This window comes from Deltaproteobacteria bacterium (assembly GCA_016709225.1).
GTDB classification, from domain to species: Bacteria; Myxococcota_A; Polyangia; order Nannocystales; family Nannocystaceae; genus Xiheibacterium; species Xiheibacterium phototrophicum.
This window is the reverse complement of the sequence record JADJEE010000012.1, coordinates 127,954-145,386: the sequence shown is the minus strand read 5'-3', so window position 1 is coordinate 145,386 and position 17,433 is coordinate 127,954. Positions and strand designations below refer to the sequence as shown.

Below are 17,433 nucleotides of genomic sequence, written 5' to 3'. Positions count from 1 at the left end.
AGCAGGGGTCGGTGCGCCGTCGTATGCTCGCCGCGAGCATGACCACGCGCGCACCATGGGGCACCTGGGACTCGCCGCTGACGCCCGAGCGCATGGCCGCGGGGGCGCGCCGCTTGGCGGCGCCGCGATGGGTCGACGGCGCGCTGATCTACTGCGAGTCGCGCCCCGACGAGGGCGGCCGGACCACACTTTGCCGTCGAAGGGACGACGGCGGTGTCGAGGATCTGGTGCCGGCGCCATGGGACGTGGGGACGCGGGTGCACGAGTACGGCGGGCGCGCGTGGGTCGAGTGCGGCGACGCGTTGGTGTTCGGCGACCGCCGCGACGGCCGGCTGTGGTGGCGTGGTGCCGATGCAACGACCACGGCGATGACGGCGATCACGGTCGCAGGTCCGTGGCGCTTCGCCGAGCCGGTCTTCGATCGCGGGCGCGCTCGCGTGCTCGCGGTCGGCGAGCGCACGCAGCCCGGCACCCATCCCCACGCGGCGCTCGTCGCGATCGACCTCGACGACGGCGCCGTCACCGTGCTCTGCGAGGGCGCCGACTTCTACGCGTCGCCGGTGCTCTCCGACGACGGCACGCAGCTGGCCTGGCTGCAGTGGCAGCACCCCGACATGCCGTGGGACGCCGGTGCGGTGTGGCGTGCGGCGCTCGGTGACGACGGTCGGCCCCGGGGGGCGCGGCACGTCGTGGGGGATGCCGACGCGTCGGCGCAGCAGCCCGCCTTCGATCGCCGTGGCCGATTGTTCGCGCTATGGGAGCCCGAGGGGGCGTGGACGCTGTGGCGCTTCGACGACGACGGCTCGCGCCACGCGGTCGTGCGCGACGCCGACGCGCGCCGCGAGCTCGAGCTGGGCGCGGCGATGTGGAACGTCGGCCTGCGCACGTGGGCCCTGCTCGACGACGACACCGCGGTCGCGGCCGCGGTGCATCGCGGGATCTCGAGCGTGGTGCGAATCGATCTGCGCGACGGCGGGCTCACGACGATCGCCGATCGCCCGCGGACGATCGGCCACCTGGTCGCTGCGGATGGGCGCATCGCGGTGCTACAGGGCTGGGACGGCCGCGGCACCGCGCTGCAGGTGCTCGATCGCGGGGGTGCGTGCGTGGCCACGATCGACACCGGCATCGAGGCCGTGCTGCCGCCGCCTTGGTGGTCGCAGCCGCAGGCGATCGCGTTCGAGACGACCGATGGCGACACCGCCCACGGCTGGCTGTACCTGCCGCATCACCCGGACGTGCACGGCCCCGACGACACGCGACCGCCGCTGGTGGTGATGGCCCATGGCGGCCCCACCGGCGGTGCGATCGCCCAGGGCCAGCTCGCGGTGCAGTTCTGGACCACGCGCGGCTTCGCAGTGCTCGACGTGAACTACCGCGGCAGCACCGGCTTCGGGCGGGCCTACCGCGAGCGCCTGCGGGGCCACTGGGGCGTGCGCGACGTCGACGACTGCGTCGCGGGTGCACGACACCTCGCCACCACCGGGGTCGTCGATGCCCGTCGCATGGTCATCCGGGGGGCCAGTGCCGGGGGCTTCACCGTGCTCGCTGCGCTGGCGTTCCACCAGGTCTTCGCGGCCGGTGCCAGCCTCTATGGTGTGAGCGACGTCGAGTCGTTGGTCCGCGACACCCACAAGTTCGAGGCCCACTACGATCGCTTTCTCTTCGGCGTGCACGACGACCCGCGGCCGGTGTGGCGCGCACGCTCGCCGCTGTTTTCCGCCGATCGCATCACGGTGCCCGTCATCTTCTTCCAGGGCAGCGACGACCTCGCGGTGCCACCGTCGCAGACCGAGTCGATGGTCGCCGCGCTGCGGGCTCGCGGCGTCGAGGTCGAGTACCGTCGCTACGAGGGTGAGGGCCACGGCTTTCGCCGCGCCGAGAACATCGTCGATGGCTGGGCCGCGGAGCTGGCGTTCTTCCGTCGCGTGCTCGCGCTGACATAGCGGGCGCGTCGCGACTTGCGTGCAGCGCTGCGCAGGTGCGACGATCGCCCTCGCTTGCGACCACGACTGGATCCCGCATGAGCAGCTCGAATCCCGGACTCGCGGGGCTCGAGGCCACCCTGGCCCGCGACCTCGAGCTGCTCGACTACCCGCGCCGGCCGTGGCTGCAGCCGCGAAGCACGGCTGCCGGCGATCCGGTGCTCGACGTCGCCATCATCGGCGGCGGGCAGGGCGGGCTCGTCACCGCGTTCGCGCTCGCGCGCGAGAAGGTCGAGCGTGTGCGGGTGTTCGACGACCGCCCGCTCGATCGCGCAGGGCCGTGGCTGAACTTCGCGCGCATGAACACCCTGCGCACGCCGAAGTACCTCACAGGTCCCGATCTCGGCATCGCGAGCCTGACGATCCAGGCGTGGTTCGAGGCCCAGCACGGGCCCGGCAGCTGGGGCGGCATGGGGCTGGTGCCCAAGGAGACCTGGGCCGCGTACCTGGCGTGGTACCGCCGGGTGCTCGGGCTCGACGTCCAGGCCGACACGACCGTGACCGCGATCGGTCCCGCGGAGCCCGGCGTCATCGCCATCGATGCCGACCATGCCGGCACCGCGCAGCGGATCTTCGCGCGCCGGGTGGTGCTCGCGACCGGCATCGACGGCTCGGGCGCGTGGGACGTGCCGGCGATGATCCGCGATCGTCTGCCGCGATCGCAGTGGGCCCACACCCGCGACGCGATCGACTTCGACGCGCTGCGCGGGCGTCGGATCGCGGTGCTCGGCGCCGGCGCCTCGGCGTTCGACAACGCCGCGGTCGCGCTCGAGCACGGCGCTGCGCGGGTCGACCTCTACTTCCGACGCCAGCGGTTGGTCGACGTGAACCCCTACCGCTGGGCCGAGTTCGTCGGCTTCCTCAAGCACATGGCCGACCTGCCCGACCCCGACAAGTGGCGGTTCGTGCGGCAGATCCTGCGGATGGGCCAGCTGCCGCCCGCCGACACCATGCGCCGCGCGACCGCGTTCGCCGGCTTCACCATGCACCCCGGCAGCCCGTGGACCGACGTGCAGGTCCGCGGCGACGCCATCGCGATCACCACGCCGGGTGGCATCGACGAGGTCGACTTCGTGATCGTCGGTACCGGCTTCGTCACCGACCTCGCGCGGCGCCCCGAGCTGGCCGCGCTCTCGCCCCACGTCGCGCTGTGGCGCGATCGCTACCAGCCGCCGGCCGACGAGGCCCACGACGACCTCGCGCGGCACCCGTATCTCGGCGCCGGCTTCGAGTTCATCGAGAAGCAGCCCGGCGCCGCGCCGTGGGTGACGCAGATCCACAACTACACCTTCGGTGGCCTGCTGAGCCTCGGCTTCGGTGGCGCGAGCATCTCGGGCATGAAGTACTCGGTGCAGCGACTGGTCGGTGCGATCACGCGGGCGCTGTTCCTCGAGGACGCAGCCGCGCACTACGCCGGGCTGTGCGGCTTCGACGAGAAGGAGTGGTGACGGGCGACGGGCGGCGCGTGCCTTCGGTTGCACCGCCGCGCGCCGTTGCATGCGCGGCATCACGGCCGTGGTCGCGACGGCGGTCCGCCGACGTGGCCGCGCGACCAACGGAGCATGACGAAATCAGTCCGCTCGTGCATGCCGATGTCCGCTTGGCTCTCGATCTGCCTGCTCGGCAGCGCATGTCATCGCGATCTCGAGACCGCACCGCCCGCGTCGACGCCTGCACATGCGCAAGCGGATGCCGATGCGCCGCCGCCGTCGCCCAACGCCGAGGCGCCGGCCCAGGCGCACCACGACGCAGCCGTCGACGCGGGCCCCGAGGCTCGCACGGCGGACGAACCCGAGGCACCGCCCGCGGCCGACGCCTCACCCGCTGCTGCGGATGCACCGGCGGCCGCGCCCGCGCTCGTGCAAGTCGAGGGCGCCACGCTCACGGTGGGCGGCATCGAGGCCGACGGCCTCGAGGTTGCCGAGCTCGTCTGTGCCATCGAGCGCGCGCCGCTCATGGGCACGCTGGTGTTGATCGGCAGCCTCGCCAAGCAGGATGCTGCGTTCGATCGCTGCGCGCCCGCCGGTGACGCCGTGATCGTGCACTGGACGTTCGACGGTGGTCGCGTGCGGAGCCTCGCCGTCGATGGTGGCGCCAGCAAGAAGGTCGACGCGTGCGTCGCCAAGGCGATGGCGAAGGTGGTCGGGCCGTTCGACGCGCGCTGCGGTGCGGTGCTGCGCGTGGGTGGCGCTGCCGGGGCCGACCGCGGGGTGCTGCGCCTGCGTGCGGCGGCCGACGTGGATCGGTAGCTGCCGGTCGACCCACGCGGGCGCGCGCGTGGGTGCGAGCGCGGCGCCTCGCGCTATGCTGCGCCGCCGTCGGCGATCGATGGCAGGCCGCACTCGCATGACCGAGCCCCACGCGCCCCACGTGCTCGCGTTCTCCCCCGAGGAGCTGGTCGAGCACGCCCAACGTCATGGGATCACGCTGCCGATCGCACAGGCGCGGCGCATCCTCGTCGATGCGTGGGCACGCCCGGATGCCAAGCGGCCCCGCGAGACCGTCGGTCGCGTGACCCGTGAGCGCATCGCTGCGATCGTGCGCCACGATCGCCTCGTGATCGAAGAGCGCGCCGTCGATCCCAGCGATGGCTTCGTGAAGTACCTGCTTCGCGCCCCCGACGGCGCCCGCTTCGAGGCGGTGCGCATCCCCCTGCACCAGCCCGGTCGCTTCAGCGTGTGTCTGTCGTCGCAGGTCGGCTGCGCGATGGGCTGCGACTTCTGTGCGACCGGGCGCCTGGGGCTGCGCCGCAACCTCGCGGCATGGGAGATCCTCGCGGCGTTCGTGGCGGTGCGCGACGAGGCGCCCGGACGCGTGACCGGGGCGGTGTTCCAGGGTCAGGGCGAGCCGTTGCACAACTACGACGAGGTCATGCGCGCCGGCCATCGCCTGCGTGATCCATGTGGCGGCTCGATCGCCGGCGACGCGATCACGATCTCGACGGTCGGGCTCGTGCCGCAGATCCGCCGCTACACCGCCGATCGTCAGCCGTTCCGGCTCATCGTCTCGCTCACCACGACCGACCCGGTGCACCGCCGCCGCTTGCTGCCGGTGGCCTCGCGCTTCGGTCTCGACGAGCTCGCCGCGGCCCTGCGCGCGCACCAGGTCGCCCGCGGCGGTCGGGTGACGCTCGCGTGGGTGCTGATCGCCGGCATCAACGACCGGCCCGACGAGGTCGCCCGCGTGCGCGAGCTGTTCGCCGGGGTCCCGATCGCGCTCAACCTGATCGACGTCAACGACGCGCGCGCCGACGGCTATCGCCGCGCGGACGACCTCGCGCGCGGGCGACTGCTCGATGCGTTGCGTGCCGCGGACATCCCGTTCGTGCGGCGTTACTCCGGCGGCTCCGCCCGGCACGCGGCCTGCGGCATGCTGGCGGCGACCCGCTGCGAGGGTGCCGACAATCAGAAGTGCGCGACACCCGAGTAGCCGACGCACTGCGCACCGGCGCCGCGCAACGCGATCCACACCGTGCCGCCGGTGTCGAACGCTCCACCGATGCACTCGACGTCGCTGTCGCCGAAGCTGAGTGCATTCGGCGAGCAACAGCCGTGCACGTTGCTCTCGAGCACCCCGCGGGTGCCGTCGGGGCACACGACCTGCGCCTCGCCAGCATTGCACTGGAAGAACTTGCACAGCTCGAGTCCACCGCCGTCGACCATCAAGGTGCGCCCGGGGTCGACGGTCTCGCCGAGCACGTCGGAGCCGTCGTAGCGGAACCAGTCCTCGTCGTCGGCGTGGTCGAGCACGCCGGCGAACGGCAGCGTCTCGGTGTCGTCGTCGGTGATGCTGCCGAGCATCGTCGCGGCACCGAAGCCGTCATTGGGCTCGTTGGGGTCGTCGTCGCACTGGACGGTCGGTGTGCAAACCTCGGCCTCGCAGGTCAGCCCGCGCATGCACGTGCCGCCGTCGCAGGGGCAGTCCATCGCGCCGGGCTCGCAGCCGCCGCCGACATCCGGGCCGCCGGAGCCCGAGCCGCTGCCATCGACGTCGGTCGTCGATGCGTCCGATGTGGTCGTCGTCGACGCGGTCGTCGTGGCGGTGGTGTTGCCGAGCGTGGTGCCGGCACCGTCGCTGCCATCGGCGAAGTCGGTCGCGGTGCTGCCGGTCTCACCGCCGGCGCAGCCGGTCCACAGCCACACGATCGCGCACAACCGACGGGACGAGCAGGTCATGGGCGGCATCATGCCCGAGCACGGCGCGCACGGACGCGCCGCCATAGCAGCACCGCTGCGAGCACGATCCCCGGCAGCTCCCATGCCAGGCCCCGCAACGCGCCGAGCAGTGCGGTCGTCGGATCGCCCCAGCCGGGTCCCCCGGGCGCCGGGTCGAGCAGATTGAACGGCGACCACATCGCGTCGCGAAAGGGCCACCCGATGGCGACGCCGATGCCGTTGCTGGCGTTGGCGTCGAGGCAAGCGTCGACCAGCAGGTGCGAGAGCCCGCCGAGCGCGAGCGCCAGGACGTAGGTCCACCGCGCCGCGCGATGCTCTCGCGACCACAGCACGCCGACAACGAGCGACGTTGCAGCCACGAACACGAGGTTGTGCGTGACGACGCGGTGCCATGCGTTGAACTGTGGCGCCCACACCAGCGCGAAGTCGATGTCCGGCAAGACCGCGCCGACCACCACCGCCGCCAGCGGCAGGCGACGATCGACATGGGCCAGCACCACGCCGAGCCCCGCGTGACCGAGCGGCGTCATCCCTCGGCCCCGCACACGTCGGCGACGATGTCGACGGCAGCGTCGAATTGCTCGGCGTAGTCGTCGTCGATCGAACCCAGGAAGCCGTGCGCGAACGCCTGGGTGAACTGCTTCAGGCGCCAGTCGAAGCAGGGAGGCTCGCCCACGGCGCACCCGGCGTCGGCGAGGGTCACGACCACCACCGCCTCCTCGTTGTCGCCCTTCATGGTCGCGAGCTGGCGGGCCAGGCCCGACGGATCACCCTTGGACTGATCGCCCTCGTCGGTGAGCAGGACCAGCACCAACAGCGCGTCGTCGCGCAGGAAGCCCGCGTTGCAAGTCGCCGCGTCACCGTTGGCGTCGAGGGCTGCGAGCGCACTCGCGAGCGGGCGCTCGGTGTCGTCACCGAGGGTGCCGACCTTGGCCGCGCACGCGAAGGCCTCGGCCAGCGGGTCGTCCTCGGTCATGTAGTTGCCGCCCGCGGCGAACGGACCGCACGCGGAGTTGCTCGAGTTGGCGCCCACGGTCGCCGAGACCAGCCCGCCGAGGGTCCGGCATGCGCCGGTGTTGCCGTAGTACGGATCGGTCGTGGTCACGCCGACGTGCAGGTCGGTGCCACTGGCGAGCGCACGTTCGACGCCGTCGAGGAACGCGGGCACGTTGTCGGCGAGGTCGCGCTGGTGGACCTGCATGCTGGGCGAGTCGTCGATCACGAAGAGGAAGTCGGCCTCGTCGCACTCGCCGCGTGGCGTGTCGATGGGCCCGTCGTCGCCGAAGAACCACAGCGGTCCGCGGCCACACGCAGGCAGCACGAGGGTGATGACGAGCGCGAGCCGGTGCACGGGCGACCCCTGGGGATCGTGGGCGGCGGCGCCGCACGATGCAACCCCGATGGGGCCGTGCACGGGGCTAGCTCGCGTGGGTGCGCAGGCTGTCGACCGCGTGCACCGGCGCGCGGTCGCCCTTCATCAGCGGGGCGATGGCGCCGAGCACCAAGCGCTGGCTCTGCAGCATGTTCTTGCCCTCGAACACCGGTGAGGTGACCTCGATGGTGTAGTGGCCGCCGCTGCCGCCGACGGCCACGAGCGCGCCGGGGATGGCGGCCTCGATCGCGTCGCGGATGGCCTGGTGGACGTCGCCCTGGAAGTCGGTGTCGTGGTGGCTCATCGTTCGGTTCCGGTGGGGTGCAGCGTGCGCAGACCCTCGAGCGCCTCGACGAGCTGGCCGCCGGTGCGGGTGATGTTGCCGGCGCCGAGCGTGAGCACGAGGTCGCCGGGCTGCGCCAGCAGGGCCAGCCGTGCCGGCAGCAGCGCGACATCGGGCTCGTGCACGACCTCGCGGTCGGGCCGGCGCGCGCGCAACAGCTCGACCAACCGTGCCGCGTCGATGCCCGGGATCGGTGACTCACCGGCCGGGTACACGTCGGTCACGACCACGACGTCGGCGTCGTCCATGCAGGCGACGAAGCCCTCGAGGTTGTCACGCAGGCGGGTGTAGCGATGGGGCTGAAGCGCAGCGACGATGCGGCGCCCGCCGAAGCTGGAGCGTGCGCCGCCCAAGGTCGCGCGGATCTCGGTGGGGTGGTGGCCGTAGTCGTCGACCACCAGCACGTCGCGGACCTCGCCGCGCACGGTGAAGCGGCGCTGCACGCCCTCGAAGCTGGCCAAGGTCGCGCGCGTGGTCTCGAGCGGCACCTCGAGCTCGTCGGCGATGGCGATCGCGGCGAGGGCGTTGGCGACGTTGTGCGCGCCGGGCATGCGCAGCGTGAACTCGCCGTGGTCGCGGCCGCGCACGATGACGTGGAAGTGCGTGACCAGGCCCTCGTGGCGGATCGAGGCCGCCACGTAGTCGGCGTCGGTGCGGGTGATGCCGTAGGTCGTGGTGCGCTTGCCCAGCTGCGGCAGGATGCGCGCGACGTTGGGATCGTCGAGGCAGACCACCGACATGCCGTAGAACGGCACTCGGTTGGCGAAGCCGACGAATGCATGCACGACGTCTTCGAGGGTGCCGTAGTGGTCGAGGTGCTCGCTGTCGATGTTGGTCACGACCGCGAAGGTCGGCGTCAGCACCAGGAACGAGCCGTCGCTCTCGTCGGCCTCGGCGACCAGGAGCTCGCCCGCGCCGAGCTTGGCGTTCGAGCCGAGCGCGTTGACCTTGCCGCCGATGACGACGGTCGGGTCGAGCTGCGCGGCGTGGAGGATCGACGCGATGAGCGAGGTGGTGGTGGTCTTGCCGTGGCTGCCCGCGATGGCCACGCCCTGCTTGAGGCGCATGAGCTCGGCCAGCATCTCGGCCCGTGGGATCACCGGGATCTTGCGCTGCCGCGCCGCGATGAGCTCGGGGTTGTCGCGGCCGACCGCCGACGACACCACGACCACGTCGGCGTCGCCGAGGTGGACCGCGGCGTGCCCGGTGTGGATGGTGGCGCCGCGCTGGGCGAGCCGACGGGTGGTGTCGGAGTCGGCCAGGTCGGTGCCGGTGACGCGGTAGCCGAGATCCAGCAGCACCTCGGCGATGCCGCTCATGCCGATGCCGCCGACGCCGACGAAGTGGATGTGCGTGTCGCTCTTGCGGAACATGGCCTCAAAACCAGTAACGGGCCCCGAGGGCGAAGTCGACGTTCCAGAACGTCGCGGGGCGCGTGACGAGCGGACTGTAGGCGGTCTCGATGTACACGTCGAGCGGGATCTCGTGCATGTGGAACGCGAGCCCGAGCACGGGCGCACGCACGAACAGCGCGGCGCGCTTGAAGTCGCTGGGCAGCGCGGGTCCGAGGTAGCGCTTGTACCAGAGCGCGACGCCGAGGCCGACGCCGACATAGCCGTGCAGCGAGAAGCCTTCGTCGTCGCGCCACGCTCGCGAGTGGAAGAGGTACGTCGCGTGGATGCGTCCGCCACCGCGATGGAACGGCCCGAACCCCGCGCCGGATTCCAGCGCGTGCCGCGGGTGCAGGAAGACCTTCAGGGTCGCGCCCGTGGGATCGCCGAGGCTCGCGCCGAGTCCGACGTCGCCCCCCTTGCCGGTGCGCTTGGGTTGCGCCACCGCGGCGCGCGGCACCAGCGTGGCAGCGGCGACCGCGAGGACCGCCGCGGCGACGGCGTTGCGCGAGCAGGGTGGGCGCGGCATGGCGGACTGCCATGATGCCGCGTTCGCGACGTCGGGGCAGCGCCCGAGGCGGTCGCCGTCGCAAACCGGCGCCCGGACTCGGCGCGGAGCGGTCGGGGGCGGCCGCGCCTGCGATCAGGCGCGCGCGATCACTCGCCCGCCGGCGTGCGCATCGAAGCCGCGAGGTCGAAGCGCACGCGCTCGCGTGCGATGCGAGCGGTCCGCTCGGGCATCCGCAGCTCGAACGCGTCGCTGCCAGCGATCATCGCCTCGGCGGGCAGGTTGGCCCGCACGGTCACCCATGGACCCTCGGACCACGCGTCGACGTCGGCGGCGGTGCTGTGCAGATCGATGTCGCCGGCCACCAGTGCCAGCGTGTGGGGCGAGCCCGCGGTGTCCTGCGGCTCGACGAAGCCCCGCTCGGTCCAGAAGTTCGACTCGCCGGTCTCGGGGTTGAGCGTGCCGACCAAGATCGTGGTCTGCGGCGGCGCGACCTTCAAGGCATCCCACTCGGTCAGCGCCTGGATGCGCTTGAAGGTGGCGTTCCACTGCCAGTCCGACACCCACGTCGGGTTGCAGTAGCTCATGTAGTCGGTGTGATTGCTGGGGTTGTGGATGCTGAAGTCGCGCACGCCGAAGCCCCACACGCCGATGCTGCCGCCCTCGTACGGGTACGAAGGATCGGGGCCGGCCGACTGCGCGCTCGGACAGGCCACGTGCGCGCGTCCTTGCGTGTGGCCGATCTCGTGGACGAAGGTCTCGATGCCGACCTCGCTGCCCGACAGGTAGCGCACGCCGATCGCAGCGCGCTGGGACGCCTCGCCCTGCGACGAGCCCGGCGTGCCCGGGGCCACGCCCAGCAGACAGCCCCCGCCCTCGCCGATGCAGGCGCCGCAGTTGTCGAACAGCCCGTAGTAGTAGACGTTGGGCTCGGGGCCGTCCTGCGCGCGGAGCTGCACCACGCGGTTGAGCAGCGCGAAGAAGTCGTTGCTGTCGGTGAGGTCGAGATCGCTGACCGGTAGCGGCGCGCGCACCTCGATCTCGATGTGCTCGAGCGGATTCTGCTGATACATCGCGTCTTCGTAGGGCTGCAGCGCCTCGGTGGTCAGATCCGGCGTGCTCTGGCAGCCGCCGAAGTCGTAGGCCACCGGCACGATGACGAGCTTCATGGTCTGCTCGGTGCCCTCGACGCCGATGAAGTCGGCCCCGGCATCGATCGCGCGCGGTGGCGTCGCGGGCTCGGGCAGCGACTGCCAACCGTCGCCGGCCTCGAACAGCTCGACCTGGAACTTCGCCCCCGGCTGCATGTCTTCGGCCAGCACGCCGAGCAGGAAGTTCGACTGCAGCGAGGTGACCGACGAGTCCTGGTCGACGTTGACGATCACGCTGCTCTTGGCCTCACGCGCGTCCGGCTGCGTGACCGTGATGCGCGCCTCGATGTCGCGCGGCACCCACACCGCCTCGTCGATGTCGACGTAGACGCGGAACGCGGTGTCGCGGCCCTTCACGATCGGCGCGTTGCGTTCGCCGCCGCCGACCCACGCGCCGTCGCGTGCCACTGGGATCGCAACGCCCGGGTTTGCCTCGACCAGCGCGATGCGGAGCCCGCGGGCCGGCACGTCGCCGGCCGGAGTGCCGGACTCGCCGCCGGAGTCGTCGGCCACGCCGGTGCCGTCGCTGCCCTCGCTGCCGGCGCCGCTGCCCGTGTTCGTGGGGTCGGAGCTGGCGCCCTCGTCGGTCCCATCCCCGCCCTGGGCGGTCGAACCGGCGTTGCAAGCGAGCGACACGAGCATGGCGAGCGGGGCGAGGCGTGCGGGGACGTGCATCACGCCAGCACCCTACAAAACCCAACATTCCAACTCAATGAAACATATCGTCGCACCCTGCCCGCGTCCTGTAACCGCCTGGAATCGCGCGGGGAACCGGGCCGCGGCGAGGGGCGGTCCCCTGCAACGTGGGCGGGAGCCGCCCGTCGTTGCAGTGCAAGCGTCGACCGCCGCGGCGCCGTCGGCGACAGTTGCACCGTCCCCGCCAGGTCCGAGCGCGCCCCTCCGGACGCGGACGGCCGGCCTCCCCAAGCGACCTTCCGAAGGACCACGACATGACGCGATTCCTCGTCTCCACGATGTCCGCATCGTTGCTGCTGATCGGTGGCAACGCGTGCTCGCTCGCCGCCCACACCAAGGCCGATCGCGCATCGGGTCAGAGCAACCTGATGGCCGACACCTTCGCGGGCAAGAACGCGTGCAACCCCGAGAACCACCTGCGGCCCTTCATCATCGAGTGGGACGCGACCGACATGTCGAGCTTCGAGCAGCACGCTGCGAACGACATCGTGTTCGTGCACTACGAGGGCTGTGACCTGCGCGTGCTCGACGAGTGTCGCAACGAGAGCATCCGCGGTGAGGCGGGGGCATACAAGCCAGCCGAGTGGACCAGCGGCTCGCTCGAGACGCTCGACATCAACAACGAGGCCGAGCTCTACGCGAAGCTGCCGCTGGGCCACGCGACCCTCGGCGGTCGGGTCAACGGCGGCGAGAAGTTCCACATGGAGTACTACGTCGCGGGCACCCGCACCGCCACGCGCGACGCCGTCTACCAGAAGGACCTCGACGGCAAGTACGGCTGCGAGAAGGCCACCCACTTCGTCTACGGCTACAACCTCGGCGCGTTCGGTCTGGCGTCGGCCAAGGCCATCAAGGCCGAGGTCGGTGGCAGCGCGTTCGGCTTCGGTGCCGGCGCCTCCGAGAGCCGCGCGAGCAGTGCCGAGAAGAAGGGCGGCAAGCTCGCGGTCTGCGATTCCGAGTCGGCCAAGGAGGTCGAGGGCTGCAAGGCGCCGATCCGCCTCACGCTGCGGCCGATCCGGCCCGGCGAGAACCCCGACAAGACCGCGATGAAGGCCGCCGACACCCCCGATTCGGTCAACGCGGCCGGTCTCGTGAACGCGAAGCTGGAGATGAGCGAGGAGGCCTTCGCCCACTTCGAGGCGGCACAGCGCAAGATGGGCGCCGGCGACGGCAAGGGCTGCCTGAAGGAGCTCGATGCCCACGACAAGCTCGACGCCAAGCACAAGTCGGACGACCCGCGCTCGGGCTACGGCTACATGCGCGGGCAGTGCCTGATGATCGCCGGCCAGTGCGACGCGGGGAAGAACCTCATCCGCAAGTCCGCCGAGCAGTCGTCGAACACCATGATGGGTCCCGAGCAGATCGACAACATGGTGCAGAGCTACGCGTCGATGAACTGCCAGGGCAAGATGAGCGACCGCGACGCGCTGCTGAAGGCGATCATGACCATCTCGATGGGGGTCCACAACAGCAAGGGCGGTGTGAAGGCCTGCAAGGAGTCGCTCGACACCATCGTGAAGCTGAAGGGCAAGGTGAAGCCGAAGGACGCCGAGGACCACCAGATCACGAGCCTCGAGGGCAACCTCCCCGCCTACGTCGCCGGCTGCTTCGGACGTGCGGGAGACTGCAAGACCGCCCGCAAACTGATGATCGACCACATGCCCGCGGACCGCAAAGAGCAGATGGCGAAGAATCCCGAGGACGTCCGCGAGAAGATCTACACGGACATCTTCGAGGCCTATGCCCAGAGCTGCAAGAAGATCTGAGGCCGGTGGCGTGCCGCGGCGATTGCTGCGGTAACCGGATTGCCCGATGATTCGTCGGGGCAATCACCCATGACGGCATCGACGACTCGGCGAGGGTTCCTGCGCGGCGGTGTCGGTGCCGCGTTGTTGGGCGGCGCGTGCCGCCCGGGCGTGCACGGCGAGGCGGCGCCGGAGGGCACGCCGCCCGACGCCGCGCCGCGCGAGCGGGTCGACGTCGCCACGACGATCAACGGCGAGGCCCGCTCGCTGTCGGTCGGTGCGGAGGACTCGACGCTCGAGGTCGTGCGTGGGCTGGGGCTCACCGGCAGCAAGCACGGCTGCGGCCACGGGGCCTGCGGCGCGTGCACGATGATGCTCGACGGCACGCCGGTGACGACCTGCCTGCTGCCGGCGACCTCGCTGCACCGCCGCGCGGTGCAGACCATCGAGTACGTCGCGACCGCGCCCGACGATCTGCACCCGGTGCAGCGCGCGTTCGCAGCCGAGGACGCGCTGCAGTGCGGCTACTGCACGCCCGGCTTCGTGATCGAGTCGGTCGCGTTCTACGAGCGCTGGCGGGCGGCCCACGGCGGCAGCGAGCCCTCGCGCGACGAGGTCGCCGCCGCGCTGGCGGGTCACCTGTGTCGCTGCGGATCGTACGAGGCGATCTACCGCGCGGTGCAGGGCGCGTGCGCAGGCCGGTTCGATCGCGCAACCGCGTCGCCGCGCATCGAGGCCGCCGACAAGCTCACCGGACGCGCGGTGTACACCGTCGACGTGCGGCTGCCGGGCATGCTGCACGCCAAGGTCCTGCACGCGCCCTGGGCCCACGCCCGCGTGCGCAAGCTCGACTGGTCGAAGGCGCTCGCGTTGCCGGGTGTGCGCGGCGTGGTCGACATGCTCGGCCCGGCCAAGCTGGTGCGCCACGCCGGCCAGGAAATCCTCGCGATCGCGGCGGTCGACGAAGCGACGGCCACTCGCGCGCTGGCGCTGGTCGAGCTCGACGCCGACGTGCTGCCGCCGCTGCTCACGATGACGGCCGCGCTCGCGCCCGGGGCCGCGGCGATCTATCCCAACGGCGACCGCGGCCATCCGTCGAACGCGACCGAGGGGCCGTTGTTGCCGCAGCGCTGGCACGGCAACCGTCGCGGTCCGTTCAAGCTGTTCTCGAAGCACGGTGACAAGGCCAACCGCGCGATCGAAGAAGCCCGCAGCATCGGCGTGGTCGCCGAGGGCAGCTTCCGCACCCAGGTGCAGTGCCACACCGCGCTCGAGCCCCACGCTGCGGTCGCGGCCTGGGATGGGCCCGATCGCCTGACCGTGTACCTGTCGACGCAGTCGGTACAGATGATGGCGCACGACATCGCGGAGCGCTTCGAGCTGCGCGAGGAGAACGTGCGCGTGGTGGCCGAGCACGTCGGCGGTGGCTTCGGGGCCAAGGCGACGCTCGGCCCCGAGGCGATCGTCGCGATCGAGCTCGCGCGCACCACCGGTGCACCGGTGCGCTACGCACTCGAGCGCAGCGCCGAGATCATGCTCGGTGGCAATCGCCCCGGCGCCACGATCGAGGTCGCGCTCGCCACCGACAAGGCCGGCGAGATGGTCGGCCTGCGCGCCAAGTCCACCAGCACCGCCGGCGTCGCGGTCGGAACCGTCACCAGCGTGATGTTCCGGATCATCTATCCCGATGCGCCCCGCGACCTGCAGGACGAGGACGTGGTGACCCACGCGCCGGCCGGCAAGCCGTTCCGGGGCCCCGGCGGGCCGCCGGCCGTGTTCGCGCTCGAGTCGACCGTCGACGAACTCGCCCACCTGCGCGGTGAAGATCCGCTCGCAGTGCGCAAGCGCTGGGATCCGAACCCCGCGCGCAAACCTCTCTATGCCTGGGCCGAGGGCATCCCGGCGTGGCGCGATCGCGGCCCGGTGGCCAGCGACAAGGGTCGCTTCCGCCGCGGGGTCGGGGTCGCGTGCGGGGCGTGGTTCGCGTTCGCCGAGCCGAGCACGCGGCTGCAGCTCGAGATCACCGCCGACGGTTTGCTGGCCTCGTGCTCGACCCAGGACATCGGCAACGGCAGCCGCAGCAGCATCGCCAACCTCGTGTCGCATCGCTTCGATCTGCGGCCGACGCAGGTCGAGGTGCGCATCGGCGACTCGCGCTACGTGCACGGCCCGATGGCCGGCGGCAGCCGCTCGACCTCGTCGCTCGCAGGCGCCTGCGACGACGCCTGCGATCAGCTGCAAGACGAGCTGGTCGAGTTCGCGTCGCGGCGCTGGCACCTGCGTGGGGCCGAGCGCGACCCCAAGGGCGTCCGCCACGATGGCGGTGTGATCCCCTGGCGCGCTCTGGTCGGCATCGCACCCAAGCTGCTCGTGGTGGGACGACGCAAGCGCGACAAGGGCGGCTACTTCTTGCCGCCGTTGGCGGGGCTCGCGGTCGAACGCTACGTGTCGGGCTCGCTGCAGATCGCCCACGTCGAGGTCGACACCCGCCTCGGTCGCGTGCGCGTGCTCGAGACCTGGCTCGGCGCCGGCGTCGGCCGCATCGTCTCGCCCGCGCTCGCGCGCAGTCAGGCCGAGGGCGGCGTGATCCAGGGCATCGGCTACGCGCTGTACGAGGAGCGCCGGCTCGACCCGCGCGCGGGCTTCTTGCTCACCGCCGGACTCGAGGACTATCGCATCGCCGGCATCGGCGACATCGGCCCGATCCACGTGCACTTCGACGAGCACGGCTACGAGAAGGTGCCGGGCCACAACGTCGGCCTCGGTGAGCTCGTCACGCTCACGCCGGCGGCGGCGATCGCGAACGCCGTGCACCACGCCACCAAGTGGCGCCCGCGCGAGCTGCCGCTGCGCCCCGATCGCGTGCTGGAGGGTCTTCGCGGATGATCGTCTTCCCAAAGTCCCTGCAGGAGGCCGCAGCGGCCACCGGCACCGTGCGCGCCGGCGGTACCGATCTGATGGAGCGACGGCGCGGGCTCGAGCTCGTCGACCTGCGCGACGTCGAGGACGCGCGCACGATCGAAGCGCTTCCCGGCGGCGCCGCGCGCATCGGTGCGCTCGTGCCCATCGCCGCCATCGCGGCCCACGACGGCCTGCGCGCGAGTCATCCGGGCCTCACGGCCGCCGCCGGTGGGCTCGCGACGCCGCAGATCCGTGCGGTCGGTACCCTCGGAGGCAACCTGCTGCAGCGCACGCGGTGTTGGTACTACCGCTCCCACGAGGCCGTGTGCCTCAAGAAGGGCGGCGATCAGTGCTTCGCCCGCGCCGGCGATCACCTCTTCCACGCGTGCTTCGATCTGAGCCCGTGCGCGTCGGTGCACCCGTCGACGCTCGCGATGGCGCTGTTGGCCTACGACGCGACCGTCGATGTCGTCGGCGCCGCCGTCGACACGGTGGGTGCGCTGATCGGCGACGGCGGCGATCCGACCCGCGATCATCACCTGCCGCCGGGCGCAGTGCTGCGCAGCGTGACGGTGCCGCCGAAGGTCGTCGGCGAGCGGGCGGCCTACATGCGCGCGATCTCCCGCGCGCGCGCCGAGTGGCCGTTGGTCGAGGTGCTCGCGCGGGTGGGCGTGCAGGGAGATGCGATCGCATGGGCGAAGGTCGCCGTCGGTGGTGTCGCCGGCGTGCCGCTGCGGCTGGCGGCGGTCGAGGCGGCGCTGGTCGGCGCGCCCGCGCAGCCCGAGGCGCTGCCCAAGGCCGCGAAGCTCGCCCGCGACGGCGCCGAGCCGCTGCCGATGACCGGCTACAAGGTCGAGCTGCTGGAGGCCTCGGTGCTCGAGGCGCTGGAGCTGGCGTTGCTCGCGGAGCCGGTGCGATGAGCGGCACCGACGAGTCGAACGGAGGCGCGAAGATGGAGTTCTGTCGACACCTGCGCTGGAAGAGCTGGTCACGCGAGGACGGCGATCCGGCGGCGATCGTGGCCTCGTTGCAGCGCGACGCGGTGCCGTACACCTGCCTGCGCACCTGCCAGAGCTGGGGGCCCGACGACGACGTGGTCGCGCCCGAGCGTTGCTGCGCCGCGCGTGCGTGCTACCGTGGCGATCGCTTGGAAGACCTCGCATAGC

General features: G+C 71.7%; 15 protein-coding genes. 8 read left to right on the top strand and 7 right to left on the bottom strand.

Annotated elements, in window-relative coordinates:
* Window positions 1–38 precede the first annotated feature (38 nt).
* The 4 genes from IPH07_25565 to IPH07_25550 all read left to right on the top strand — a co-directional run bounded on the left by IPH07_25565 (window position 39) and on the right by IPH07_25550 (window position 5,414).
* The gene (locus IPH07_25565) at window positions 39–1,946 is read left to right on the top strand and encodes a S9 family peptidase (GenBank protein ID MBK6920790.1); all 1,908 of its coding nucleotides are present in this window, start codon (window positions 39–41) and stop codon (window positions 1,944–1,946) included.
* A gap of 77 nt (window positions 1,947–2,023) precedes the next feature.
* A complete protein-coding gene (locus tag IPH07_25560) occupies window positions 2,024–3,433 on the top strand; it encodes an NAD(P)/FAD-dependent oxidoreductase (protein MBK6920789.1) in 1,410 nt (469 codons plus the stop codon).
* Between the two features lie 138 nt (window positions 3,434–3,571).
* Entirely contained in the window at window positions 3,572–4,234 is a 663-nt protein-coding gene (locus tag IPH07_25555) for a hypothetical protein (GenBank protein ID MBK6920788.1), read from the top strand.
* Between the two features lie 97 nt (window positions 4,235–4,331).
* Entirely contained in the window at window positions 4,332–5,414 is a 1,083-nt protein-coding gene (locus IPH07_25550) for a radical SAM protein (GenBank protein MBK6920787.1), read from the top strand.
* On the opposite strand, the gene IPH07_25545 is transcribed toward IPH07_25550, so the two are convergent.
* The 7 genes from IPH07_25545 to IPH07_25515 all read right to left on the bottom strand — a co-directional run bounded on the left by IPH07_25545 (window position 5,390) and on the right by IPH07_25515 (window position 11,600).
* Window positions 5,390–6,160, bottom strand: a complete 771-nt coding sequence (locus IPH07_25545; GenBank protein ID MBK6920786.1) for a hypothetical protein — start codon at window positions 6,158–6,160, stop codon at window positions 5,390–5,392. The genes IPH07_25550 and IPH07_25545 overlap by 25 nt on opposite strands.
* 8 nt (window positions 6,161–6,168) lie before the next feature.
* A complete protein-coding gene (locus tag IPH07_25540) occupies window positions 6,169–6,690 on the bottom strand; it encodes a metal-dependent hydrolase (GenBank protein ID MBK6920785.1) in 522 nt (173 codons plus the stop codon).
* Window positions 6,687–7,574, bottom strand: coding sequence for a hypothetical protein (locus tag IPH07_25535; protein ID MBK6920784.1), 888 nt, complete (start codon window positions 7,572–7,574; stop codon window positions 6,687–6,689). The genes IPH07_25540 and IPH07_25535 overlap by 4 nt, the downstream gene beginning before the upstream one ends.
* A gap of 4 nt (window positions 7,575–7,578) precedes the next feature.
* Window positions 7,579–7,836: a BolA/IbaG family iron-sulfur metabolism protein gene (locus tag IPH07_25530; protein MBK6920783.1), complete on the bottom strand. Its 258-nt coding sequence runs from the start codon at window positions 7,834–7,836 to the stop codon at window positions 7,579–7,581.
* Window positions 7,833–9,248, bottom strand: coding sequence for a UDP-N-acetylmuramate--L-alanine ligase (locus IPH07_25525; protein MBK6920782.1), 1,416 nt, complete (start codon window positions 9,246–9,248; stop codon window positions 7,833–7,835). The genes IPH07_25530 and IPH07_25525 overlap by 4 nt, the downstream gene beginning before the upstream one ends.
* 4 nt (window positions 9,249–9,252) lie before the next feature.
* The gene (locus IPH07_25520; GenBank protein MBK6920781.1) at window positions 9,253–9,795 is read right to left on the bottom strand and encodes a hypothetical protein; all 543 of its coding nucleotides are present in this window, start codon (window positions 9,793–9,795) and stop codon (window positions 9,253–9,255) included.
* Between the two features lie 128 nt (window positions 9,796–9,923).
* Entirely contained in the window at window positions 9,924–11,600 is a 1,677-nt protein-coding gene (locus tag IPH07_25515; GenBank protein ID MBK6920780.1) for a hypothetical protein, read from the bottom strand.
* A 275-nt stretch (window positions 11,601–11,875) separates the two neighbouring features.
* On the opposite strand from IPH07_25515, the gene IPH07_25510 reads away from it, so the two are divergent.
* The 4 genes from IPH07_25510 to IPH07_25495 all read left to right on the top strand — a co-directional run bounded on the left by IPH07_25510 (window position 11,876) and on the right by IPH07_25495 (window position 17,432).
* Window positions 11,876–13,387, top strand: a complete 1,512-nt coding sequence (locus IPH07_25510) for a hypothetical protein (protein MBK6920779.1) — start codon at window positions 11,876–11,878, stop codon at window positions 13,385–13,387.
* Between the two features lie 69 nt (window positions 13,388–13,456).
* The gene (locus IPH07_25505; GenBank protein MBK6920778.1) at window positions 13,457–16,252 is read left to right on the top strand and encodes a molybdopterin-dependent oxidoreductase; all 2,796 of its coding nucleotides are present in this window, start codon (window positions 13,457–13,459) and stop codon (window positions 16,250–16,252) included.
* Window positions 16,249–17,187 carry an FAD binding domain-containing protein gene (locus IPH07_25500; protein MBK6920777.1) on the top strand — a complete coding sequence of 313 codons (939 nt, stop codon included), beginning with the start codon at window positions 16,249–16,251 and terminating at the stop codon, window positions 17,185–17,187. Before IPH07_25505 ends, IPH07_25500 begins: the two co-directional genes overlap by 4 nt.
* Window positions 17,184–17,432 (top strand): hypothetical protein, encoded by a 249-nt coding sequence (locus IPH07_25495; GenBank protein ID MBK6920776.1) that lies wholly within the window; start codon window positions 17,184–17,186, stop codon window positions 17,430–17,432. The genes IPH07_25500 and IPH07_25495 overlap by 4 nt, the downstream gene beginning before the upstream one ends.
* Window position 17,433: the final 1 nt, after the last annotated feature.